The following is a 16,665-nucleotide window of genomic DNA, read 5'->3' on the forward strand; positions in this document are numbered from 1 at the left end:
TTCGGAACGGGAACGGGGATGGCAACGGGAACGGGAACGGACGAGGAGGCGCACGGATGCAGAGCTGGATCCATGTCCTGGAATGGCGGGCCACCACGCGCCCGGACATCCCCGCGCTGATCGACGACCGGGGGACCCGACTCACCTACGCCGAGCTGCTCGCCGCGGTGGAACGCCGGGCGGGTGGCTGGTCGCGGGCGGGTGTCGCGCCCGGAGACGTGGTCGCGGTGGTGGCGCGCAACAGCGCGGACTTCTTCGTCCACTGCTTCGCGCTGATGCGGGCCGGCGCCGTCCCGGCGTTGGTCAACTGGCGCCTGTCACCGGGAGAGTTGAAGGACCTCTTCGACCTCCTCCAACCGGTGGCCGTCGCCGCCGACGCGGACTTCACCGCACCGCACGACCTCCCCCTCCGCGTCCGTATCGGCGGGGGCCCGCTCCCCGAGGGATGGCGCGACGGCGACGCCCTGGACGCACCCGCCCCGACCCGCCCGGTCGAGCGGCTGCGGAGCGACGCCGTGATGGCCCTCGTGCACAGCAGCGGCACCACCGGCAGGCCCAAGGCGGTGCCGCTGCGCCACGGGGCACTGATCACCAGCGTCGCCGCCTTCGCCCTGGAGATCGGCGACCAGATCGCGGGCGCGCGCCACCTCCAGCTGATGCCGCTCTTCCACCTGGGTGGCCTCGGCCAGGCGCTCCAAGTGTTCCTCACGGCAGGCACGTTGGTGGTGCCCACGGCGTTCCGCCCGGCGGAGGCGATCGACACGGTCGAGCGCGAGCGCGTCCAGTTCTTCACGGCGGGCCCTTCCATCGTCGACATGCTCGTGGCCGAGGTGCGCGGCCGCGAGCACGCCCCCGACCTGTCGAGCCTCGTGGAGATCGCCTACGGTTCCGCGCCCATCGCCCCGAGTTCGCTGGAGGCGGCCCTCGCCACCTTCGGCTGCCGGTTCCGGCAGATCTACGGCAACACCGAGAGCCAGAGCATGATCAGCCTGCTGGCGCCCGAGGACCATCAGCCGGACAACCCGCACCTGGCCACGGCGGGCCGGATCTCCTTCGGCTGGGAGACGGCGATCGTCGACGCCGGGGGACGGCCGGTGCCCACCGGTGAGGCGGGCGAACTCCTGATCCGCGGCGACTGCCTGTTCCACGGCTACTGGAACGCCCCGGACACCACGGCCGCGGCCTTCACGGACGACGGCTGGTACCGCACCGGAGACATCGCCCGGCTCGACGCCGACCGCTGTCTGACCATCCTGGACCGGGCCACCGACATGATCATCACGGGTGAGGAGAACGTCTACCCCGCCGAGGTCGAGGCGGTCCTCGCGCGCCACCCCGGGATCGCGGAGTCCGCGGTCGTCGGCCGCCCCGACGCGCGCTGGGGCGAGGCGGTGCACGCCGTCGTCGTCGCGGCGGAGGGCGAGGCACCGACGGCGGAGTCGGTGATCGCCTTCACCCGCTCACACCTGGCCCACTTCAAGTGCCCCCGCAGCGTGGAGTTCACGGCCGAACTGCCCCGCACGACGACCGGCAAGGTGCTCAAGCGCGAGCTGCGCGGCAACCGCCCCGCCCGCTGACCCCTCCAGAGGAGTGCCCATGGACACCCAGCGCACCGACCAGCCCGCAGCGGATCGGTTCGACGGCCTCATCGACCGGTTCCTCGCCGCCATCGAGGCCGGCGACATCGACACCGTGCGCTCGCTGTACGCGCCGCACGCGGTCATCTGGCACAACGACGACCTCGTGGAACAGTCCGTGGAGGACAACCTCAAGGTGCTGCGCGGCCTGCACCGCACGGTCACCGACCTCCGCTACGAGATCGTCCGCCGCGCCCACCTCACCGACGGCGCGCTCCAACAGCACGTCCTGCACGGCACACTCCCCGGCGGCGCCCCGGTGACCCTGCACGCCGCGATGTACGTCCGCGTCGAGTCCGGCCGTATCACCCGCATCGACGAGTACCTGGACTCGGCCCACCGTGCGACGATCCGGGCGGCGAGGGAGGCGCAGGCGGGGTGAGGCGCCCGGCGTCACACGAACGCGGGGGCGGCCGCACCGCCCCCGCATGCCTCAGTCCAACGCCCCCTCGTGGTACTGAACCCCCGGATTCCACAGCAGGAATCCCTTGATGCCGTCGGAGCGGGCCGCGTCGAGTTGGGCGCGGACCTCCTTGTCGCCGTAGGAGACGCCGAGGGAGAAGTCCTGGATCCAGGGGACGATCTGCGCGTCGGTGTGCTTGGTCTTCTTCGCGAAGGCCGCGAGGGAGCGCTTGGTGATCGGGTACGGGTGGGAGTTGGGGTCGGAGACGCCGTACTCGCCCTTCGCCCAGTGCGAGGGGTAGATCATCGGCGAGATGTAGTCGGCCTCCTGCGCGAGCAGGCCGACGTCCTGGGCGATCTCCTTCGGGCGGTCGACGGCGATGCCGAACACCGAGACACCGAGGAACGCGTTGTACTTGCGCACCGCCGCGCGGGTCTCGCCGACGACGTCGGCGACGGACCGCTCGGGCGTGGTGTCACCGAGGCCGGGGAAGGACATCTTGCTCATCGGGCCGTCGGGGCGGCGGATGTAGTCGTAGAGGATGTCGTCGAAGCCCAGCTTCGCGGCCTCCGCGGCCAGGTCGATGTTGTACTTCCTGACCTCCTTGTTCGCGAAGTTCGTGAAGGAGAGCTGGCCGTAGCTGCCGCCGTTGTAGGCGCCCCCGCCCGGGGTGCGGACGACCCGGTCACGGTGGCCGGATTTCCATGACTTCGTGGCGAGGATCGGATCGCGGAAGGCGACGATGCGGCCGACGACCGTGCCGCCCGCGGCGTGGATCTCCTTGATGGCCTTCTTCGCGTCGTAGTACCCCTTGGTGGCGCCGACGCTCTTCGCGAGCGGCACCTTCGAGTCGTAGCCGATCTCGCCCAGCTCGTCCTTGATGTCGAGCTGCACGGCGTTGATCTTCTTCTGCTTCAGCATCTTCATGACCGGTCCGCGCAGCGCGTCCGAGGCCCAGCCCTGGGCGCTGACGTGCACGGCCTTCAACAGCGGCCGGTGCACGGTGAGTTCGGCCTCGCGGCGTGCGGTGTTGCCCGCGGCGTCCGTCGCGGTGACCGTCGTACGCCCCGGTGGGCGCGGGAGCCGGACCGCGAAGGCGCCGTCCTTCGCGGGCTTCGCCGTGTGCCCCGCGACGGATATCTCGCGTGCGCCGGCCGCCGTGCCCTTGACGGTGACGGGCTCGCGGAAGCCGTCCGCCTTGGTGTCGGACACCTCGAGGCGGGGTGCCTCGGTGTCCACCGTCAGTTTTCGGACGACCTCGGTGTCACCGGTGGGCCAGGAACCCGGGTGGGTGACACGCAGCTCGTGTGTGCCGTCCTTGATGTCACCCAGGCCGACGGCGAGGGTCCCGGCGCCGCCGTGCGCGGGGCGCGTCCGCAGGGGCTTGCCGTCGAGGGTGACCTTGGTGCCCTTGAGTTTGTCGCCCTCGGCGCCCGTGACCTCGAACTCGCCCGTGCGCAGGAGCTGCGCGCCCAGCCTGCCGTCGTTCGGCAGGCCGACGAGGTTCAGGGCGGTTCCGTGTGCGGCGCGTAGCGAGAGTGTGCCGCCTATGGCGAGAACCAGTGCGAGCAGTACGCAGGCGAGGATGACCGGCCGTCTGCGCGGGAAGCCCGCCGGGGAAGCACTGGCCGCAGGGTCGGAAACGGAACCGGATGTGCGGGAGGTGGGGGAGCGGAGCCAGTTCTTCCAGTCGAGCCGCATCAGCAGATCCTCCAGGAGGTCTCGTGCGTCGTGGTCCTAGCCGTCTTCTTCGCGTTCTCCGTCTTCATCGGTTCGGCACAACTGCCGTACCCGCTCTGGTCCTTGCGATGGCCGCGGTCTCCTGCGGCGGCACCGGGAGCGATGCGCCCCATGACGGGGCCAAGTCCCCTGCGTCCGCCGGTGACCGGCAGGCTTCCCGTTCCCCGACCTCCGGACACTCTTCCGGGGCAGCGAAACCGGCCAAACCTCCGGCGCCGGACAAGGTGCGCGCCAACGAGCTGGGCGCCGTGCCGGTGCTCATGTACCACCAGATCCTCGAGAAGCCGAAGAGCGCGTACGACCGGACACCCAAGGACCTCCGCGCCGAACTGGAACGTCTGGTGCGCGAGGGGTACGTGCCCGTGACGGCGGGCGACTTCGAAACGGGGAAGATCGACATCCCGGCCGGCGCCCACCCGGTCGTCCTCACCTTCGACGACTCCACCGACAGCCAGCTCCGCCTCGGCGCCGACGGCGAACCCACCAAGAACTCCGCGATCGGTGTCCTGCGCTCCGTCGCCCGCGAGCACCCCCGCTTCAAGGCCCGCGCCACCCTCTTCGTGAACGGCGACGCCTTCGCCGCCACCGGCCAGAAGAAGGCCCTGACCTGGCTGAACAAGAACGGCTTCGAGATCGGCAACCACACCCTCGACCACGCGAACCTCGCGCAGAGCGGCACCGCCAAGGCCCGCGCCCAGATCGCCGAGGGCCAGCGCTCCATCGAGCGCGACGTCCCCGGCACGGACGTCCGTTCCCTCGCCCTCCCGTACGGCATCCAGCCCGAGCCCGCCGACCTCGCCCTGACCGGCAGCGCCTCCGGCACGACGTACAAGAACCGGGGCGTCTACCTCGTCGGCGCGAACCCGGCCCCCTCCCCGTACGCGGACTCGTTCGACCCCGCCGCGATCCCGCGCATCCGCTCGGCCCCCGCCAAGGGCAAGGACGCGAACTACAGCTCGACGCACTGGCTCGACCAGCTCGCTGCCGGGAAGCTCGCGCGCTACACGTCCGACGGCGACCCGGACCACGTCTCGTACCCGAAGGACACGGCGGCCGAGCCGGGGAAGGCGGCGGAGAAGGGGAAGCTCCGGCCGTACTGAGGCGACCGCGGGCACCGGGCCAGGTGTCATCGGCAACACTGGAACCCATGAACGAACTGTTCGCCCGCGACCGCACGGAGATCGCGCCCGGCGCCGTCCACGTCCCCGACTGGCTCGACGAGGGCGAACAGCGGCACCTGGTCGAGCTGTGCCGGACGTGGGCGCGCCCGCCCGCCGGCCTGCGCGAGGTGCGGCTGCCGGGCGGGGGCCGGATGAGCGTGCGGCAGTTCGGACTCGGCTGGCACTGGTTCCCGTACGGGTACGCGCGCACCGCCGTCGACGGCGACGGGGAGGCGGTGAAGCCCATGCCGCAGGAGCTGGAGGCGCTCGGCCGGCGCGCCGTCGAGGCGGCCTACGGCGCCGGACACACCACCGACCCGTACGACATCGCCCTGATCAACTACTACGACACCGATGCCCACATGGGCATGCACAAGGACCGCGACGAGAAGTCGGCGGCGCCGGTGGTGTCCCTCAGCCTCGGTGACACCTGTGTCTTCCGGTTCGGCAACACCGAGACCCGTACGAAGCCGTACACGGACGTCGAGCTGCGCAGCGGGGACCTGTTCGTGTTCGGCGGCGACGCGCGGTTCGCGTACCACGGGGTGCCGAGGACCGAGCCGGGGACGGCGCCGCAGGGGCTCGGCCTGAGCGGGCGGCTCAACATCACGTTGCGGGTCAGCGGCTTGTAGGGAGGTGGGTGTGCGGATCCGCCGCGGGGCGTCGAGCGGCTACCATTCCTGAGCGTGATCAGGGCGAGGAGTTGCTGATGGGCGGCGGCAAGACGGCCTCCGGGACCGGGGGCCACACGGCGGGCGACGCGGCCGGGCGGCCGCCGCGTCTGGAGCGGGGGCGCAGTGCGCTCGGACCCGCGCTCGAACTCGTCCACACCGGGCGGGCGCCCACCCGTGCCGTGCTGACCGCCGAACTCGGTGTGACCCGCGCGACCGCGGGAGCCGTCGCCGCGGAGCTGGAGGCGCTCGGCCTCATCCGCATCGACGCGAAGCCCAGCGCGGCGTCCGGCTCGCAGGGCCGTCCTTCGCACCGCTTGTCCGTCGCGGACGAAGGCCCTGTCGCGCTGGCGGCACAGGTGCACTCCGACGGCTACCGGGCCGCACTGGTCGGCCTTGGCGGCGGCATCGTCGCCACGACGCCCGGCTGCGAGATCATCGACCCCGACCCGGCGGACGTCCTGCGTTCGGTGGTGGAGGCGGGCGTCCGGCTCCTCGAAACCACGGGGCGGCGCTGCGTGGGCGCCGGCCTCGCCGTCCCCTCCGCGGTCGCCGAACCGGACGGCACGGCCCTCAACCCGCTGCACCTGGCGTGGCCGGTGGGCGCGCCGGTGCGGCAGATCTTCACCGACTGCGTACGGGAAGCGGGCCTGGACATCCCGGCGTTCGCGGCCAACGACGTCAACCTGGGCGCGCTCGCCGAGCACCGGCACGGCGCGGGACGCGGCGCGCGGGACCTGCTGCTCGTGGCGACGGGCCACCGGGGAGTGGGCGGCGCGCTCGTCCTCGACGGGCATCTGCACACCGGCAGTTCGGGCCTCGCCCTTGAGGTCGGCCACCTCACGGTGAACCCCGAGGGCCGCCCCTGCCACTGCGGGAGCCGCGGCTGCCTGGACGTCGAGGCCGACCCGCTCGCCTTCCTGACTGCTGCGGGCCGCGCCCCCGACCCCGGCGGCTCGCTCCTCTCGCAGGCCCGCGGTGTGATGGCCATGGGGAAGGACGACCCGGACGTCCGCGCGGCGACCGCGCTCCTCATCGACCGCCTCGGTCTCGGCCTCGCCGGGCTGGTCAACATCCTCAACCCGGACCGCATCGTCCTCGGCGGCCTGCACCGCACCCTCCTCGACGCCGACCCCGAGCGGCTGCGGGCCGTCGTCGCGGACCGCAGCCTGTGGGGCCGCAGCGGCAGTGTCCCGATCCTGGCGTCGACGCTGGACCACAACAGCCTGGTGGGTGCGGCGGAGTTGGCCTGGCAGCCGGTCCTTGACGATCCGCTGGGAGCCCTCAGCGGGGGCTGACGCCGACCGGCTCCACGACGGGCTCCTCCGGGGCAGGGGCGGCCTGATTCCTACGGGCCGTCAGATCCGGTACGAGCGAGGCGATCCCGGCGAGGGCGAGCGCCAGACCGACCCACAGCGGCGCCCGCAGCCCGTACGCGTCGATGACGACACCGCCCACCGAGGTGGCGATGACGATGCCGAGCGTGATGAACGAGGAGTGCACGGTGTTCACCAGCGCCCCCGCGTTCCCCCGGCGCTGCACGCGGACGACCATCGCCGGGTTCATGGTGACACCCACGAGGCCGATGCCCAGCATGCACACCACGGCGGCCGTACTCACCTGCGAGAACAGCGCGAAGCCCAGCAGGAACAGGGAGTTGAGGGCGAGCCCGGCCAGCAGCACGGTGAGGGTGTGCCGGTCGGCGAGCCGCCCCGTCACCGTGTTGCCGATGACGGTCGCCGCCCCGTAGGCGACGAGCAGGAGCGGCACGGTGCCCGCGCCGAACCCGGAGATCTCGGTGAGGATCGGGCCCAGATAGCTGAACGCGGCGAACGTCGCACCGATCACGAGCGTGCTGGTCGACAGCGTGAACCACAGCCGCCCGGACCGGAACACCCCGAATTCCTCCCGAAGTTGACCGCCTCCCTTGCCCTTCGCCACATCCGGCACGCCGACGAGGGTTGCCGCCGCGGCGAGCACCGTGATCCCCGAGATCACCCAGAACGCGGCGCGCCAGCCGAGCCGGTCACCGATGAACGTGGCCAGCGGAAGCCCGAGCAGCGTGCCGAGCATCAGCCCGTTGAGCGCCACGGAGACGGCGCGGCCGCGCACTTCGGGCCGGGTGAGCTGCGCGCACATGGCGAGACCGATGCCGAAGAAGGCCTGCGAGGCGACGCCGGTGACGATCCGCGCCATCAGCATCACCGCGTACGTCGACGCGGTCGCGGCGAGCACATTGCCCGCGAGGAAAACGGCGAACAGCACCATCAGGGCCCGCTTCTGAGGCACTTTCAGAAGCGCGACGGTCAGGAACGGCCCGCCGAACGCCATCGCCGTGGCGAAGGCGGTGATGAGATACCCGATCTGCGGGATCGTCGCGTCGAGCCCGTCCGCCATCTGCGGCATCAGACCGGCGACGACGAACTCGCTCGTGACCATGGCGAAGATGCCGAGGGCGAGGACGTATACGGCGCGTGGCATGGGTGTGTCCCTTCGGGGAGAGATTTGTTTTGGATGGGTCAGTACAAAATCAGGGCATGGCTGATCGAGGTGGCGCGCTCGACTGTCGTGCGCGCGTGGGGTGGGTGGTCAAACGGCGAGTGCGTCCAGAGCGATGTGTGCGGTGGCCTCAAGAGTGGCGCGGTCGGCGCCCCCCTGCCCGGCGACACGCATCCCGCCGATCACGGTGTTGAGGAAGCGCGCCAGTTCCTCCGGGGGCCGCTTCGAGACGATCGAGCCGTCCGTCTGCCCGGCCGCGATCACGGACCTCAAGGCCGCGAGCCGGACGGCGAGATCGCGCTCGACCAGGCGCGCCGCCTCGGGGTCGCGCCCCGCGAACTCCACGGTCGTGTTCACTGTCAGACACCCACGACTGTGCCCGCCCTTGCGGGTCCCGGCCTCGGTGTCGACCGTCCTCGCGAGAAAGGCCCGGATCCGGTCGAGCGGCGCCTGCTCCGCATCCTCCAGAATCTCCATCTGGGCCGCCGTCATCCGCTCGATGTACCGGTTCAGCGAGCGCGTGAACAGGTCGTGCTTGCTGGCGAACGTGTTGTAGATGCTGCTGCGCCCCAGCCCGGTGGCCGCACACAGGTCCTGGGTGGAGGTGGCCTCGTAGCCGTTCTCCCAGAAGGCGTGCATCGCCGCGTCCAGGGCCCGCTCCTCGTCGAACATCCTCGGTCGGGCCATGCGGGAACGGTACCCGTTTTGGATCGGTCGGTGCAATACGTGAAGGGGTGGCCTCCTCCTCAGAGGTCGGCGCCGGCGGGCGGGGCGGGCGACAGGAGCGCCAACAGCCCCCGCACCCCCGCCTCGAACGCCCCCGTGTCGCCCGACGCGCGTGCCAGGACGTAGCCGCCCTGCACCGTCGCCACGACGGTCGCCGCGATCTCGCGCGGAACCAGGTAGGAGGGCAACTCGCCGTTGTCCACGCCCTCCTGAGCGACCGCGGTGAGTCGGCTCTCGACGTACGCGAGCGTCTCGGCGACCGGGGCCCGCAGCTCGTCGCTGGCGATCACGTCCGGGTCCATCGTCAGCCGGCCCACGGGGCAGCCGCGCAGCACGTCGCGCTCGCGGAGCAGATACGCCTCGATCCGCTCGCGCGCCGAACCGCCACCGCCGAGCACCCGGTCGACCAGGGTCCGCATCTCTTCTCCGGTGCGCCGGATCGCGGCGAGCGCCAGGTCCTGTTTCCCGGTGAAGTGGTGGTACATGCTGCCCTGGCCGACCCCCGCACGCTGCAGGATCGCCTTCGGGCTGGTGCCCACGTAACCGCGCTCCCACAGGAGCTCGCGAGTGGTTTCGATCAGTCGGTCCTGGGTGCTGGCCATGGAGCCATCGTACGTACCGGTAGTTACAGGTGCTGGGTCACAGGTGCTGGGGGCGAGGTATCTCGCCGCGGGGGCCGGTCGCGGACACCGTGCGCTGAACGTACCGCCCGAGCACCCCCAGCATGATCACCTCGCACCCGAGCATCACCCGCTCCACCAGCCCGATCAGCTCCCGCCCACCCGGCCCCGCCGAGTACGCCATCACCCCGGCCCCGGCCACCGCGAGCAGGGACAGCGCGCGCAGCCACCACACGGTGCGCCCCGCCGCGGGGCCGAGCCGCCCCGCCAGGACGAGACCGGCCGCCGGCAGCGCCGCGAACGCCGCGACGGACGCGTAGCGGTGCACATACGCCGAATCGGTCAGCTGCGTCGTGAGTGGATCCGTCGGGACCACGGCCGCCAGGACCAGGCCCGCGCCCCATGTCGCCAGCAGCACCGACGGCAGCCCGCGCATCGCCGGGAGCCGCTTCCTCGCCACCACGAGAAGCAGCAGCGAGACGAGGCCGAGCGTGGCCATCGCGGTCTCGATCGGCCCGCCGCGGTCCAGCGCCGCGAAGTCGCTGACGGTGAGCGAGAGTTGGCTGAGCCCCGGATCGGTGTCTCGGGGCGCCAGCAGCGCCGCCATCATGGCCACGACCACGGCGGTCCACACCGCGGGTGCGAGCAGTCGGCCACGCGCGGCGGACCAGCTGAAGGTGTCTCGTCGTTGAGTGGTCACGGATCGATCTGTCACAGGTCGATCCTCCAGCCCGGCGGCCCCACCCACCACCGGGTCAGCCCCGGACGCACCCCTGACCCGACCCTGACCCGTGTCAGGGGCAGCCGGGCGCCCGGGAGCAGCTCCGCCCCCTGCCACGTACTCCCAGCGAGGTACGCCCGGTGCCGCTGCCCGTACGACGACCTGGACCCCCTCCCGGCGGGACGCTCGAGTCATCACCACACGTGGACACCCCGGCACACCGCCCGGGCGCCACCGGAACATGAGGAGATGAGTCGGATGCAGACCCTCGCGGAGTTCGGACCCGGCAACGGCCCCGGTCCCTGGATCCTGTTCTTCCCGCTGATCTGGGCGGCTGTCATCGTCGGCGTCGTCACCCTGCTGCGCCGCACCGTCTGGCGCGGCCGGCGCGGACCGTGGCGTCCCGGCGGCCCCCGCCCCGACGAGAACTCGCCGATCGCCGTGCTCGGCCGCCGCTTCGCCGCGGGCGAGATCGACGAGGACGAGTACTGGCGCCGACTGACCGTCCTGAACGAGGAGTTCGGCCACTACGGCGGCTCCGGCCGGTACGGCGCCGACGGCAGGACCAAGGGCGGCGCGTCATGAGCACCGCCACGACGCTCACCCCCACCGCCCTCGCGGCGCGCGTGGACGACGCCGTCAAGGTGTACGGCTCCGGTGACACCGCCGTCCGTGCCCTCGACGGCGTGAGCGTCGGCTTCCGGGCCGGACGGTTCACCGCGATCATGGGGCCGTCCGGCTCCGGGAAGTCGACCCTGATGCACTGCGCCGCGGGCCTCGACACCCTCACCGAGGGCGCCGCGTACATCGGTGACACCGACCTCGGCTCCCTCGACGACCGTCGGCTGACCCTGCTGCGGCGCGACCGCGTGGGGTTCGTGTTCCAGGCGTTCAACCTCGTCCCGACGCTGAGCGTCGCCGAGAACATCACGCTGCCGATCGACCTGGCGGGAGGACACCCCGACCGCGAGTGGCTCGACGCGCTCGTCGACGTCGTCGGGCTTCGCGACCGACTGCACCACCGGCCCGCCGAACTCTCCGGCGGACAGCAGCAACGCGTCGCCGTGGCGCGGGCGTTCGCCGGCCGCCCCGACGTCGTCTTCGCCGACGAACCCACCGGCAACCTCGACTCCCGCTCCGGCGGCGAGGTGCTCCGCCTCCTCGGCGACGCGGCCCGCCAGTCCGGGCGCACGGTCGTCATGGTCACCCACGACCCGGTCGCCGCCGCCCACGCCGACGAGGTCGTCTTCCTCGCCGACGGCCGCCTCGTCGACCGGATGGAACGGCCGACCGCGGACCGCGTCCTCGACCGGATGAAGGCCTTCGACGGACCCGCCGCGGCGGAGGGAGGCGGACCGTCATGAACGCCGCCGTCCGCCTCAGCCTCACCTCACTGCGCGCCCACAAGCGGCGCTTCGCCGGAACGTTCAGCGCCGTCCTGCTCGGTGTCGCGTTCCTCGCCGGCACCCTCGTCATGGGCGACACCCTGCGCGCGAGCTTCGACTCGATGTTCGCGGGGGCCAGCAGCGGCACCGACGCCGTCGTACGCTCCGCCAACGTCATCACCACCCCCGGCGAGAGCCAGGGCACCCGCCGCCCGGTGGACGCCTCGCTCGCCGACGACCTCGCGAAGGTCCCGGGTGTCGCCGCGGCGGCACCGAACATCCAGGGCGCGGGACAGCTCGTCGACGCCCACGGCAAGCCCATCGGCGGCCAGGGCCCGCCCACCCTCGCCGGGAACTGGATCGACGACCCGAAGCTCAACCCGTACCAGCTCGCCGAGGGACGTACCCCGAGCAGGAGCGGCGAGGTCGTCGTCAACCGCGGCGCGGCGAAGACCGGCGACCTGAAGGTCGGTGACACGACGACGCTGCGCACACCCGACCCCGTGAAGGTCACCATCGTGGGCCTGGCCACCTTCGGTGGCGAGGACGGCATGGCGCAGACCACCTTCACCGGCATGACCCGCGCCGACGCCGAGAAGTACCTCACCCCGAAGCCGGGGGAGGCCTCCACCATCCAGGTGCGGGCGGGACCCGGTGTCGGTCAGCAGGAACTCGTCGACTCCCTGAGCGGCAGCCTCCCCAAGGGAGTCGAGGCGATCACCGGTCAGGAGTCGGCGCAGGAGAACACCGACATGATCTCCGGCCAGTTCCTCTCCCTGTTCACGACGTTCCTCCTCGTGTTCTCCGGCGTCGCGCTGCTCGTCGCGACCTTCTCCATCCACAACACCTTCGCCATCGTGGTGGCCCAGCGCTCCCGCGAGAACGCCCTGTTGAGGGCGCTCGGTGCGGCCCGCCGGCAGATCGCGGGAGCCACCCTCGTCGAGGCGACCGCCGTCGCGGTGGTGGCATCGGTCGCCGGGCTCGCGGGCGGCATCGGCATCGCGGCCGGGCTCCAGGCGCTGTTCCCCGCCATTGGATTCCCCTTCCCCGAAGGGGACCTGGTGATCGGTCCGCTGTCCATGCTGCTGCCGCTGGCCGTCGGCATCGTGGTGTGCGTCGGCTCCGCCCTGCTGCCCGCGCTGCGCGCCGGACGCACCGCGCCGCTGGCCGCCCTGCGCGAGAGCGCCGTCGACGACTCCGGTGCCTCGCGGCGTCGCGCCGTCATCGGCGGTGTGCTGGGCGCGGCCGCCGTCGCCGCGACCCTCGGCGGTGTCTTCGGCGGCCCGGTGTCCCCGTCGATCACGCTGGCGGGCATCGGCGCCGTACTGGTCCTCGCGTCGTTCGTCGTACTCGGCCCGGTCGCGTCCACGTCCGCCGTACGGGCCCTGGGCGCGCCGCTCGACCGGCTGCGCGGCGTCACCGGCGGGCTCGCCCGGCGCAACGCCCTGCGCAGCCCGAAGCGCACCGCCGCCACGGCGAGCGCCCTGATGATCGGCGTCGCGGTGGTCTCCCTGTTCACCGTCTTCGGCGCCTCGCTGAAGGCGACCATGGACCAGACCGTGAACCGTTCCTTCGCGGGCGACGTCGCCGTCTCCACCCCCTCGTTCGGCGCGGGCGGCAGCGGACTCAGCCCCAAGCTGGCGCCCGCCATCGCCGAGCGGCCCGAGGTGGCCGCGGCGGTCGGCCTCGGCAGCGGCGTCGCCGACGTCGACGGCAAGGGGCGCGCCCTCACCGTCACCGACCCGGCCGCGCTCGTGAAGTCGTTCGACCTCGGCACGGTCGAGGGCTCGATGGACGGCCTCGGGAGGAACGGCATCGCGATCACCCACGCCGAGGCGGACAAGCGGCACCTCGCGGTCGGCGACACGGCACGGCTCACGTTCACCGACGGCAAGAAGGAAGCCTTCACGGTCCGCGCCGTCTACGGCCAGTCCGAGCTCGCCGGCGACTACGTGATCTCGCGCGAGGCCTGGGCACCGCACCGTACGCAGGACGCCGACAGGCTGGTCTCCGTCACCTTCAAGGACGGCGTCTCCACGACCGCCGGCACGAAGGCGGTCGAGAAGGTCGCGGCGGCGTACGGCGATCCGGATGTGCAGACCCGCGACGCCTACGCGCAGTCCTCGGCGTCCGGCATCGACATGATGCTCACGCTCGTCTACGCGCTGCTCGCCCTGGCCGTCGTCATCGCGCTGCTCGGCATCGCCAACACGCTCACCCTGGCCGTGCACGAGCGGACCCGTGAGCTGGGCCTGCTGCGCGCCGTCGGCCAGACCCGTGGGCAACTGCGGGCGATGGTCCGCTGGGAGTCGGTGCTCGTCGCCGCGTTCGGCACGGCCGGCGGGCTCGTGCTCGGCGGATTCCTCGGCTGGGTCCTCGTGAAGGCGTCCGACGGGGCGAGCGACAGCGCCTTCGCGTTCGCGCTCCCACCGGGCCGGCTGGCGATCGTCGCCCTCGTCGGGCTCGCCGCCGGCGCCCTCGCGGGGCTGCGCCCGGCGCGCAGGGCGGCGCGCCTGGACGTGCTGCGGGCCATCGCCACCGAGTGAGCGACGTGCCTACGGTGATCACCGCCCGGTCAGCCTGCGACGGCCGACCGGGCGGGAGCATGCGGGGACACCGTGCGGTCACGCGTGTCCGTGCGGCGCGCGGGATGCGTCGCGTACACCGGGTACGGGGCGATGGCCATCGCGGGGGCAGGGGCCGGCAGGGCGAACCAGACGACCTTCCCGCCCTCCCCGTGCGGCCGCACGCCCCAGCTCTCGCTGACCGCGGCGATCATCGCGAGGCCGCGGCCGCAGGTGGCGAGGGAGTCGGCGTCCCGTACCTCGGGGAGCCTCGGGTCGTGGTCGTGCACCGAGACCGTGAGCATGCCGCTGAGCAGCTCGATGTCGACGGTGCAGAGCTTGTCCGGCTCGGCGTGCCGGTGGACGTTCGTCAGAAGCTCGGTGACACCGAGCGCGGCCATCTCGATCAACGGATCGAGATGCCAGTAGCGCAACTGCGCCGAGATGATTCTGCGGACCTGACCTATCCGCGACGGCAGGGCTTGGAGCTCCACCGTGCAATGCCTGTTCGGCTGGCTGATCACGGCTACGACTCCCCGAAATTGAGTCCGGAAGAAGACGAAAACGGATCGAGCGGTGCGACCGCGCTGTGACAGGACTGCCCGCTCCGTGTCCGGCGGGCTGGTTCGCAGCGTTATCGCCGGTAAACCCTGAGTAGTGATGTGTGACCAGCGTGACCCAGGGGGCGTGGGCGTGCAACTTCGCCGACTCTCCGCTGCGGAGTGGGGCGCTATCCGGTCCGCGAGGTGGCGGCGCGCACGGCCTCGATGAACCGGCGGGCCATGGGCGGTTCCGCGTCGCCGCTCCGACCGCCGAGGCGCAGCAGATAACGCCGTCCGTCCACGTCGGCCATCGCCCGGTCCTCGGCGCCGAACCACGGCCTGCCCGCGCGCACTTCACCCAACGGGGCGCTGTCGATCTCGCTCCCGTAGCTCGTGAGCAGTTCCAGCCTGCCGCCCGTGATCCGGACCTGACCCGCCCGGGTCAGGGACCGCAGGCGCCGGCCGATGCGCACGCCCGTCGCCGTGAACTCCGGCTCCGCCATGCTGTTTCGCCCCCTCGAGTGCGTGTCTGCGGTGCAGTCTGCACGCACCTGGCCAGGAGCACCAGTGCACATGTGGACGCGCTGTGAAGCACTGGGGGCAACTTCGGAGTGCGCCCCTCGTACGCACGTTCCCGGATTCTCCCGGCCTGCCGTGCGCGTGTTCCATCGCCGTCCCAGGCGTTCCTTTGAGACGCTCAAAGATGCATTTATGCAGGTGAGAAGCGTGCGCAAGGTGCTTATGATCGTGGTGTCCGGCCGTCGTCGGCGCCCGGGATCCGGCGCGCGGAACGTGGTCCGGGCACGACGCGAAGGAGCCAAGCGGTGAGCACCACGGAGCAAGGTCGGCCCCCGGGCGCGGGCGTAGAGTCAGGGCCCCTGCCGACGCTCGACGTCGACCACACGGACCCCGGCTACCGTGAGTGGCTCAAAGAGGCAGTACGCAAGGTGCAGGCGGACAACAACCGCTCGGCCGACACGCACCTGCTGCTCTTCCCGCTCCCCGAACGGTGGGGCATCGACCTCTACCTCAAGGACGAGTCGACCCACCCCACGGGCAGTCTCAAGCACCGTCTGGCCCGCTCGCTCTTCCTCTACGGCCTGTGCAATGGCTGGATCCGTCCCGACCGTCCCGTCATCGAGGCGTCGAGCGGCTCGACGGCGGTCTCGGAGGCGTACTTCGCGAAGCTGATCGGCGTCCCCTTCATCGCGGTGATGCCGCGTACGACCAGCGCCGAGAAGTGCCGCCTGATCGAATTCCACGGCGGCCAGTGCCACTTCGTGGACGACCCGCGCACCATGTACGCGGAGTCCGCGGCCCTCGCGGCGCGCACCGGCGGCCACTACATGGACCAGTTCACGTACGCCGAGCGGGCCACGGACTGGCGCGGGAACAACAACATCGCCGAGTCGATCTATCGCCAACTCGCCCTGGAGCGCTACCCGGAGCCCGCCTGGATCGTCGCCACGGCCGGCACCGGCGGCACCTCGGCGACGCTCGCCCGCTACGTCCACTACATGCAGCACGACACCCGCATCTGCGTCGCGGACCCCGAGAACTCCTGCTTCTTCGAGGGCTGGACGACCGACAACCCCGACGCGACGAGCGACTGCGGCTCCCGCATCGAGGGCATCGGCCGCCCCCGCATGGAACCGAGCTTCGTGCCGGGCGCCATCGACCGCATGATGAAGGTCCCGGACGCGGCGAGCGTCGCGGCGGTCCGCGCCCTGGAGTCGGCCATCGGCCGCAGGGCGGGCGGCTCGACGGGTACGGGCCTGTGGAGCGCCCTCAAGATCGTCGCGGAGATGGTGGCGGAGGGCCGCACGGGCAGCGTGGTGACACTCCTGTGCGACCCGGGCGACCGCTACCTGGACAAGTACTACTCGGACGAGTGGCTGGCGGACCAGGGCCTGGACATCACCCCGTATGCGCGGACGATCGCGCGCCTGCTGGAGACGGGGGAGTGGCCGACCTGATCGTCCGGTCGTGTGGGCGCT

Annotated in this window: 16 protein-coding genes; 9 read left to right on the forward strand and 7 right to left on the reverse strand. The window is 71.8% G+C overall.

Annotated features, from left to right (window positions below):
- The first annotated feature begins 56 nt into the window (after nt 1-56).
- Nucleotides 57-1,577, forward strand: coding sequence for a class I adenylate-forming enzyme family protein (locus tag ACZ7L4_RS00135; protein WP_472098348.1), 1,521 nt, complete (start codon nt 57-59; stop codon nt 1,575-1,577).
- Nucleotides 1,578-1,596: 19 nt separating this feature from the next.
- Nucleotides 1,597-2,019, forward strand: a complete 423-nt coding sequence (locus ACZ7L4_RS00140; protein WP_472098349.1) for a nuclear transport factor 2 family protein — start codon at nt 1,597-1,599, stop codon at nt 2,017-2,019.
- A 51-nt stretch (nt 2,020-2,070) separates the two neighbouring features.
- Here ACZ7L4_RS00140 and ACZ7L4_RS00145 read toward each other — a convergent pair whose 3' ends face one another.
- On the reverse strand, nt 2,071-3,741 hold the full coding sequence (locus ACZ7L4_RS00145) for a putative glycoside hydrolase (RefSeq protein WP_472098350.1): 1,671 nt from the start codon (nt 3,739-3,741) through the stop codon (nt 2,071-2,073).
- 263 nt (nt 3,742-4,004) lie between these two features.
- Between ACZ7L4_RS00145 and ACZ7L4_RS00150 the strand changes: the two genes are divergently transcribed.
- The 3 genes from ACZ7L4_RS00150 to ACZ7L4_RS00160 all read left to right on the forward strand — a co-directional run bounded on the left by ACZ7L4_RS00150 (nt 4,005) and on the right by ACZ7L4_RS00160 (nt 6,909).
- Nucleotides 4,005-4,880: a polysaccharide deacetylase family protein gene (locus tag ACZ7L4_RS00150; protein WP_472098351.1), complete on the forward strand. Its 876-nt coding sequence runs from the start codon at nt 4,005-4,007 to the stop codon at nt 4,878-4,880.
- Nucleotides 4,881-4,927: 47 nt separating this feature from the next.
- Entirely contained in the window at nt 4,928-5,572 is a 645-nt protein-coding gene (locus ACZ7L4_RS00155) for an alpha-ketoglutarate-dependent dioxygenase AlkB family protein (protein ID WP_472098352.1), read from the forward strand.
- A gap of 77 nt (nt 5,573-5,649) precedes the next feature.
- The gene (locus tag ACZ7L4_RS00160; protein ID WP_472098353.1) at nt 5,650-6,909 is read left to right on the forward strand and encodes an ROK family protein; all 1,260 of its coding nucleotides are present in this window, start codon (nt 5,650-5,652) and stop codon (nt 6,907-6,909) included.
- On the opposite strand, the gene ACZ7L4_RS00165 is transcribed toward ACZ7L4_RS00160, so the two are convergent.
- From ACZ7L4_RS00165 to ACZ7L4_RS00180, 4 genes are all read right to left on the reverse strand, one after another.
- Nucleotides 6,896-8,092 (reverse strand): MFS transporter, encoded by a 1,197-nt coding sequence (locus tag ACZ7L4_RS00165; RefSeq protein ID WP_472098354.1) that lies wholly within the window; start codon nt 8,090-8,092, stop codon nt 6,896-6,898. The genes ACZ7L4_RS00160 and ACZ7L4_RS00165 overlap by 14 nt on opposite strands.
- Before the next feature lie 108 nt (nt 8,093-8,200).
- Complete coding sequence (locus ACZ7L4_RS00170) at nt 8,201-8,797, reverse strand: TetR/AcrR family transcriptional regulator (RefSeq protein ID WP_472098355.1); 597 nt, start codon at nt 8,795-8,797, stop codon at nt 8,201-8,203.
- A 59-nt stretch (nt 8,798-8,856) separates the two neighbouring features.
- On the reverse strand, nt 8,857-9,438 hold the full coding sequence (locus ACZ7L4_RS00175) for a TetR/AcrR family transcriptional regulator (RefSeq protein WP_472098356.1): 582 nt from the start codon (nt 9,436-9,438) through the stop codon (nt 8,857-8,859).
- 37 nt (nt 9,439-9,475) lie between these two features.
- Nucleotides 9,476-10,156 carry a DUF998 domain-containing protein gene (locus ACZ7L4_RS00180; protein WP_472098357.1) on the reverse strand — a complete coding sequence of 227 codons (681 nt, stop codon included), beginning with the start codon at nt 10,154-10,156 and terminating at the stop codon, nt 9,476-9,478.
- Between the two features lie 279 nt (nt 10,157-10,435).
- On the opposite strand from ACZ7L4_RS00180, the gene ACZ7L4_RS00185 reads away from it, so the two are divergent.
- Genes ACZ7L4_RS00185 through ACZ7L4_RS00195 form a run of 3 tightly spaced genes read left to right on the forward strand, consistent with a single transcriptional unit; the run spans nt 10,436 to nt 14,108 of the window.
- Entirely contained in the window at nt 10,436-10,762 is a 327-nt protein-coding gene (locus ACZ7L4_RS00185) for an SHOCT domain-containing protein (RefSeq protein ID WP_472100313.1), read from the forward strand.
- Nucleotides 10,759-11,541 carry an ABC transporter ATP-binding protein gene (locus ACZ7L4_RS00190; protein ID WP_472098358.1) on the forward strand — a complete coding sequence of 261 codons (783 nt, stop codon included), beginning with the start codon at nt 10,759-10,761 and terminating at the stop codon, nt 11,539-11,541. Before ACZ7L4_RS00185 ends, ACZ7L4_RS00190 begins: the two co-directional genes overlap by 4 nt.
- Nucleotides 11,538-14,108, forward strand: coding sequence for an ABC transporter permease (locus tag ACZ7L4_RS00195; RefSeq protein WP_472098359.1), 2,571 nt, complete (start codon nt 11,538-11,540; stop codon nt 14,106-14,108). The genes ACZ7L4_RS00190 and ACZ7L4_RS00195 overlap by 4 nt, the downstream gene beginning before the upstream one ends.
- Nucleotides 14,109-14,137: 29 nt before the next feature.
- Here the strand turns inward: ACZ7L4_RS00195 and ACZ7L4_RS00200 are convergent, their stop codons facing one another.
- Both ACZ7L4_RS00200 and ACZ7L4_RS00205 read right to left on the reverse strand, forming a co-directional pair.
- The gene (locus ACZ7L4_RS00200; RefSeq protein WP_472098360.1) at nt 14,138-14,650 is read right to left on the reverse strand and encodes an ATP-binding protein; all 513 of its coding nucleotides are present in this window, start codon (nt 14,648-14,650) and stop codon (nt 14,138-14,140) included.
- A gap of 206 nt (nt 14,651-14,856) precedes the next feature.
- Nucleotides 14,857-15,171, reverse strand: coding sequence for a transcriptional repressor LexA (locus ACZ7L4_RS00205; protein WP_450810388.1), 315 nt, complete (start codon nt 15,169-15,171; stop codon nt 14,857-14,859).
- A 321-nt stretch (nt 15,172-15,492) separates the two neighbouring features.
- Here ACZ7L4_RS00205 and cds1 point away from each other — a divergent pair, with 321 nt between their 5' ends.
- A complete protein-coding gene (gene cds1 / locus ACZ7L4_RS00210) occupies nt 15,493-16,644 on the forward strand; it encodes an L-cysteine desulfhydrase Cds1 (protein WP_472098361.1) in 1,152 nt (383 codons plus the stop codon).
- Nucleotides 16,645-16,665: the final 21 nt, after the last annotated feature.

Source organism: Streptomyces sp. NPDC107575 (assembly GCF_055657265.1).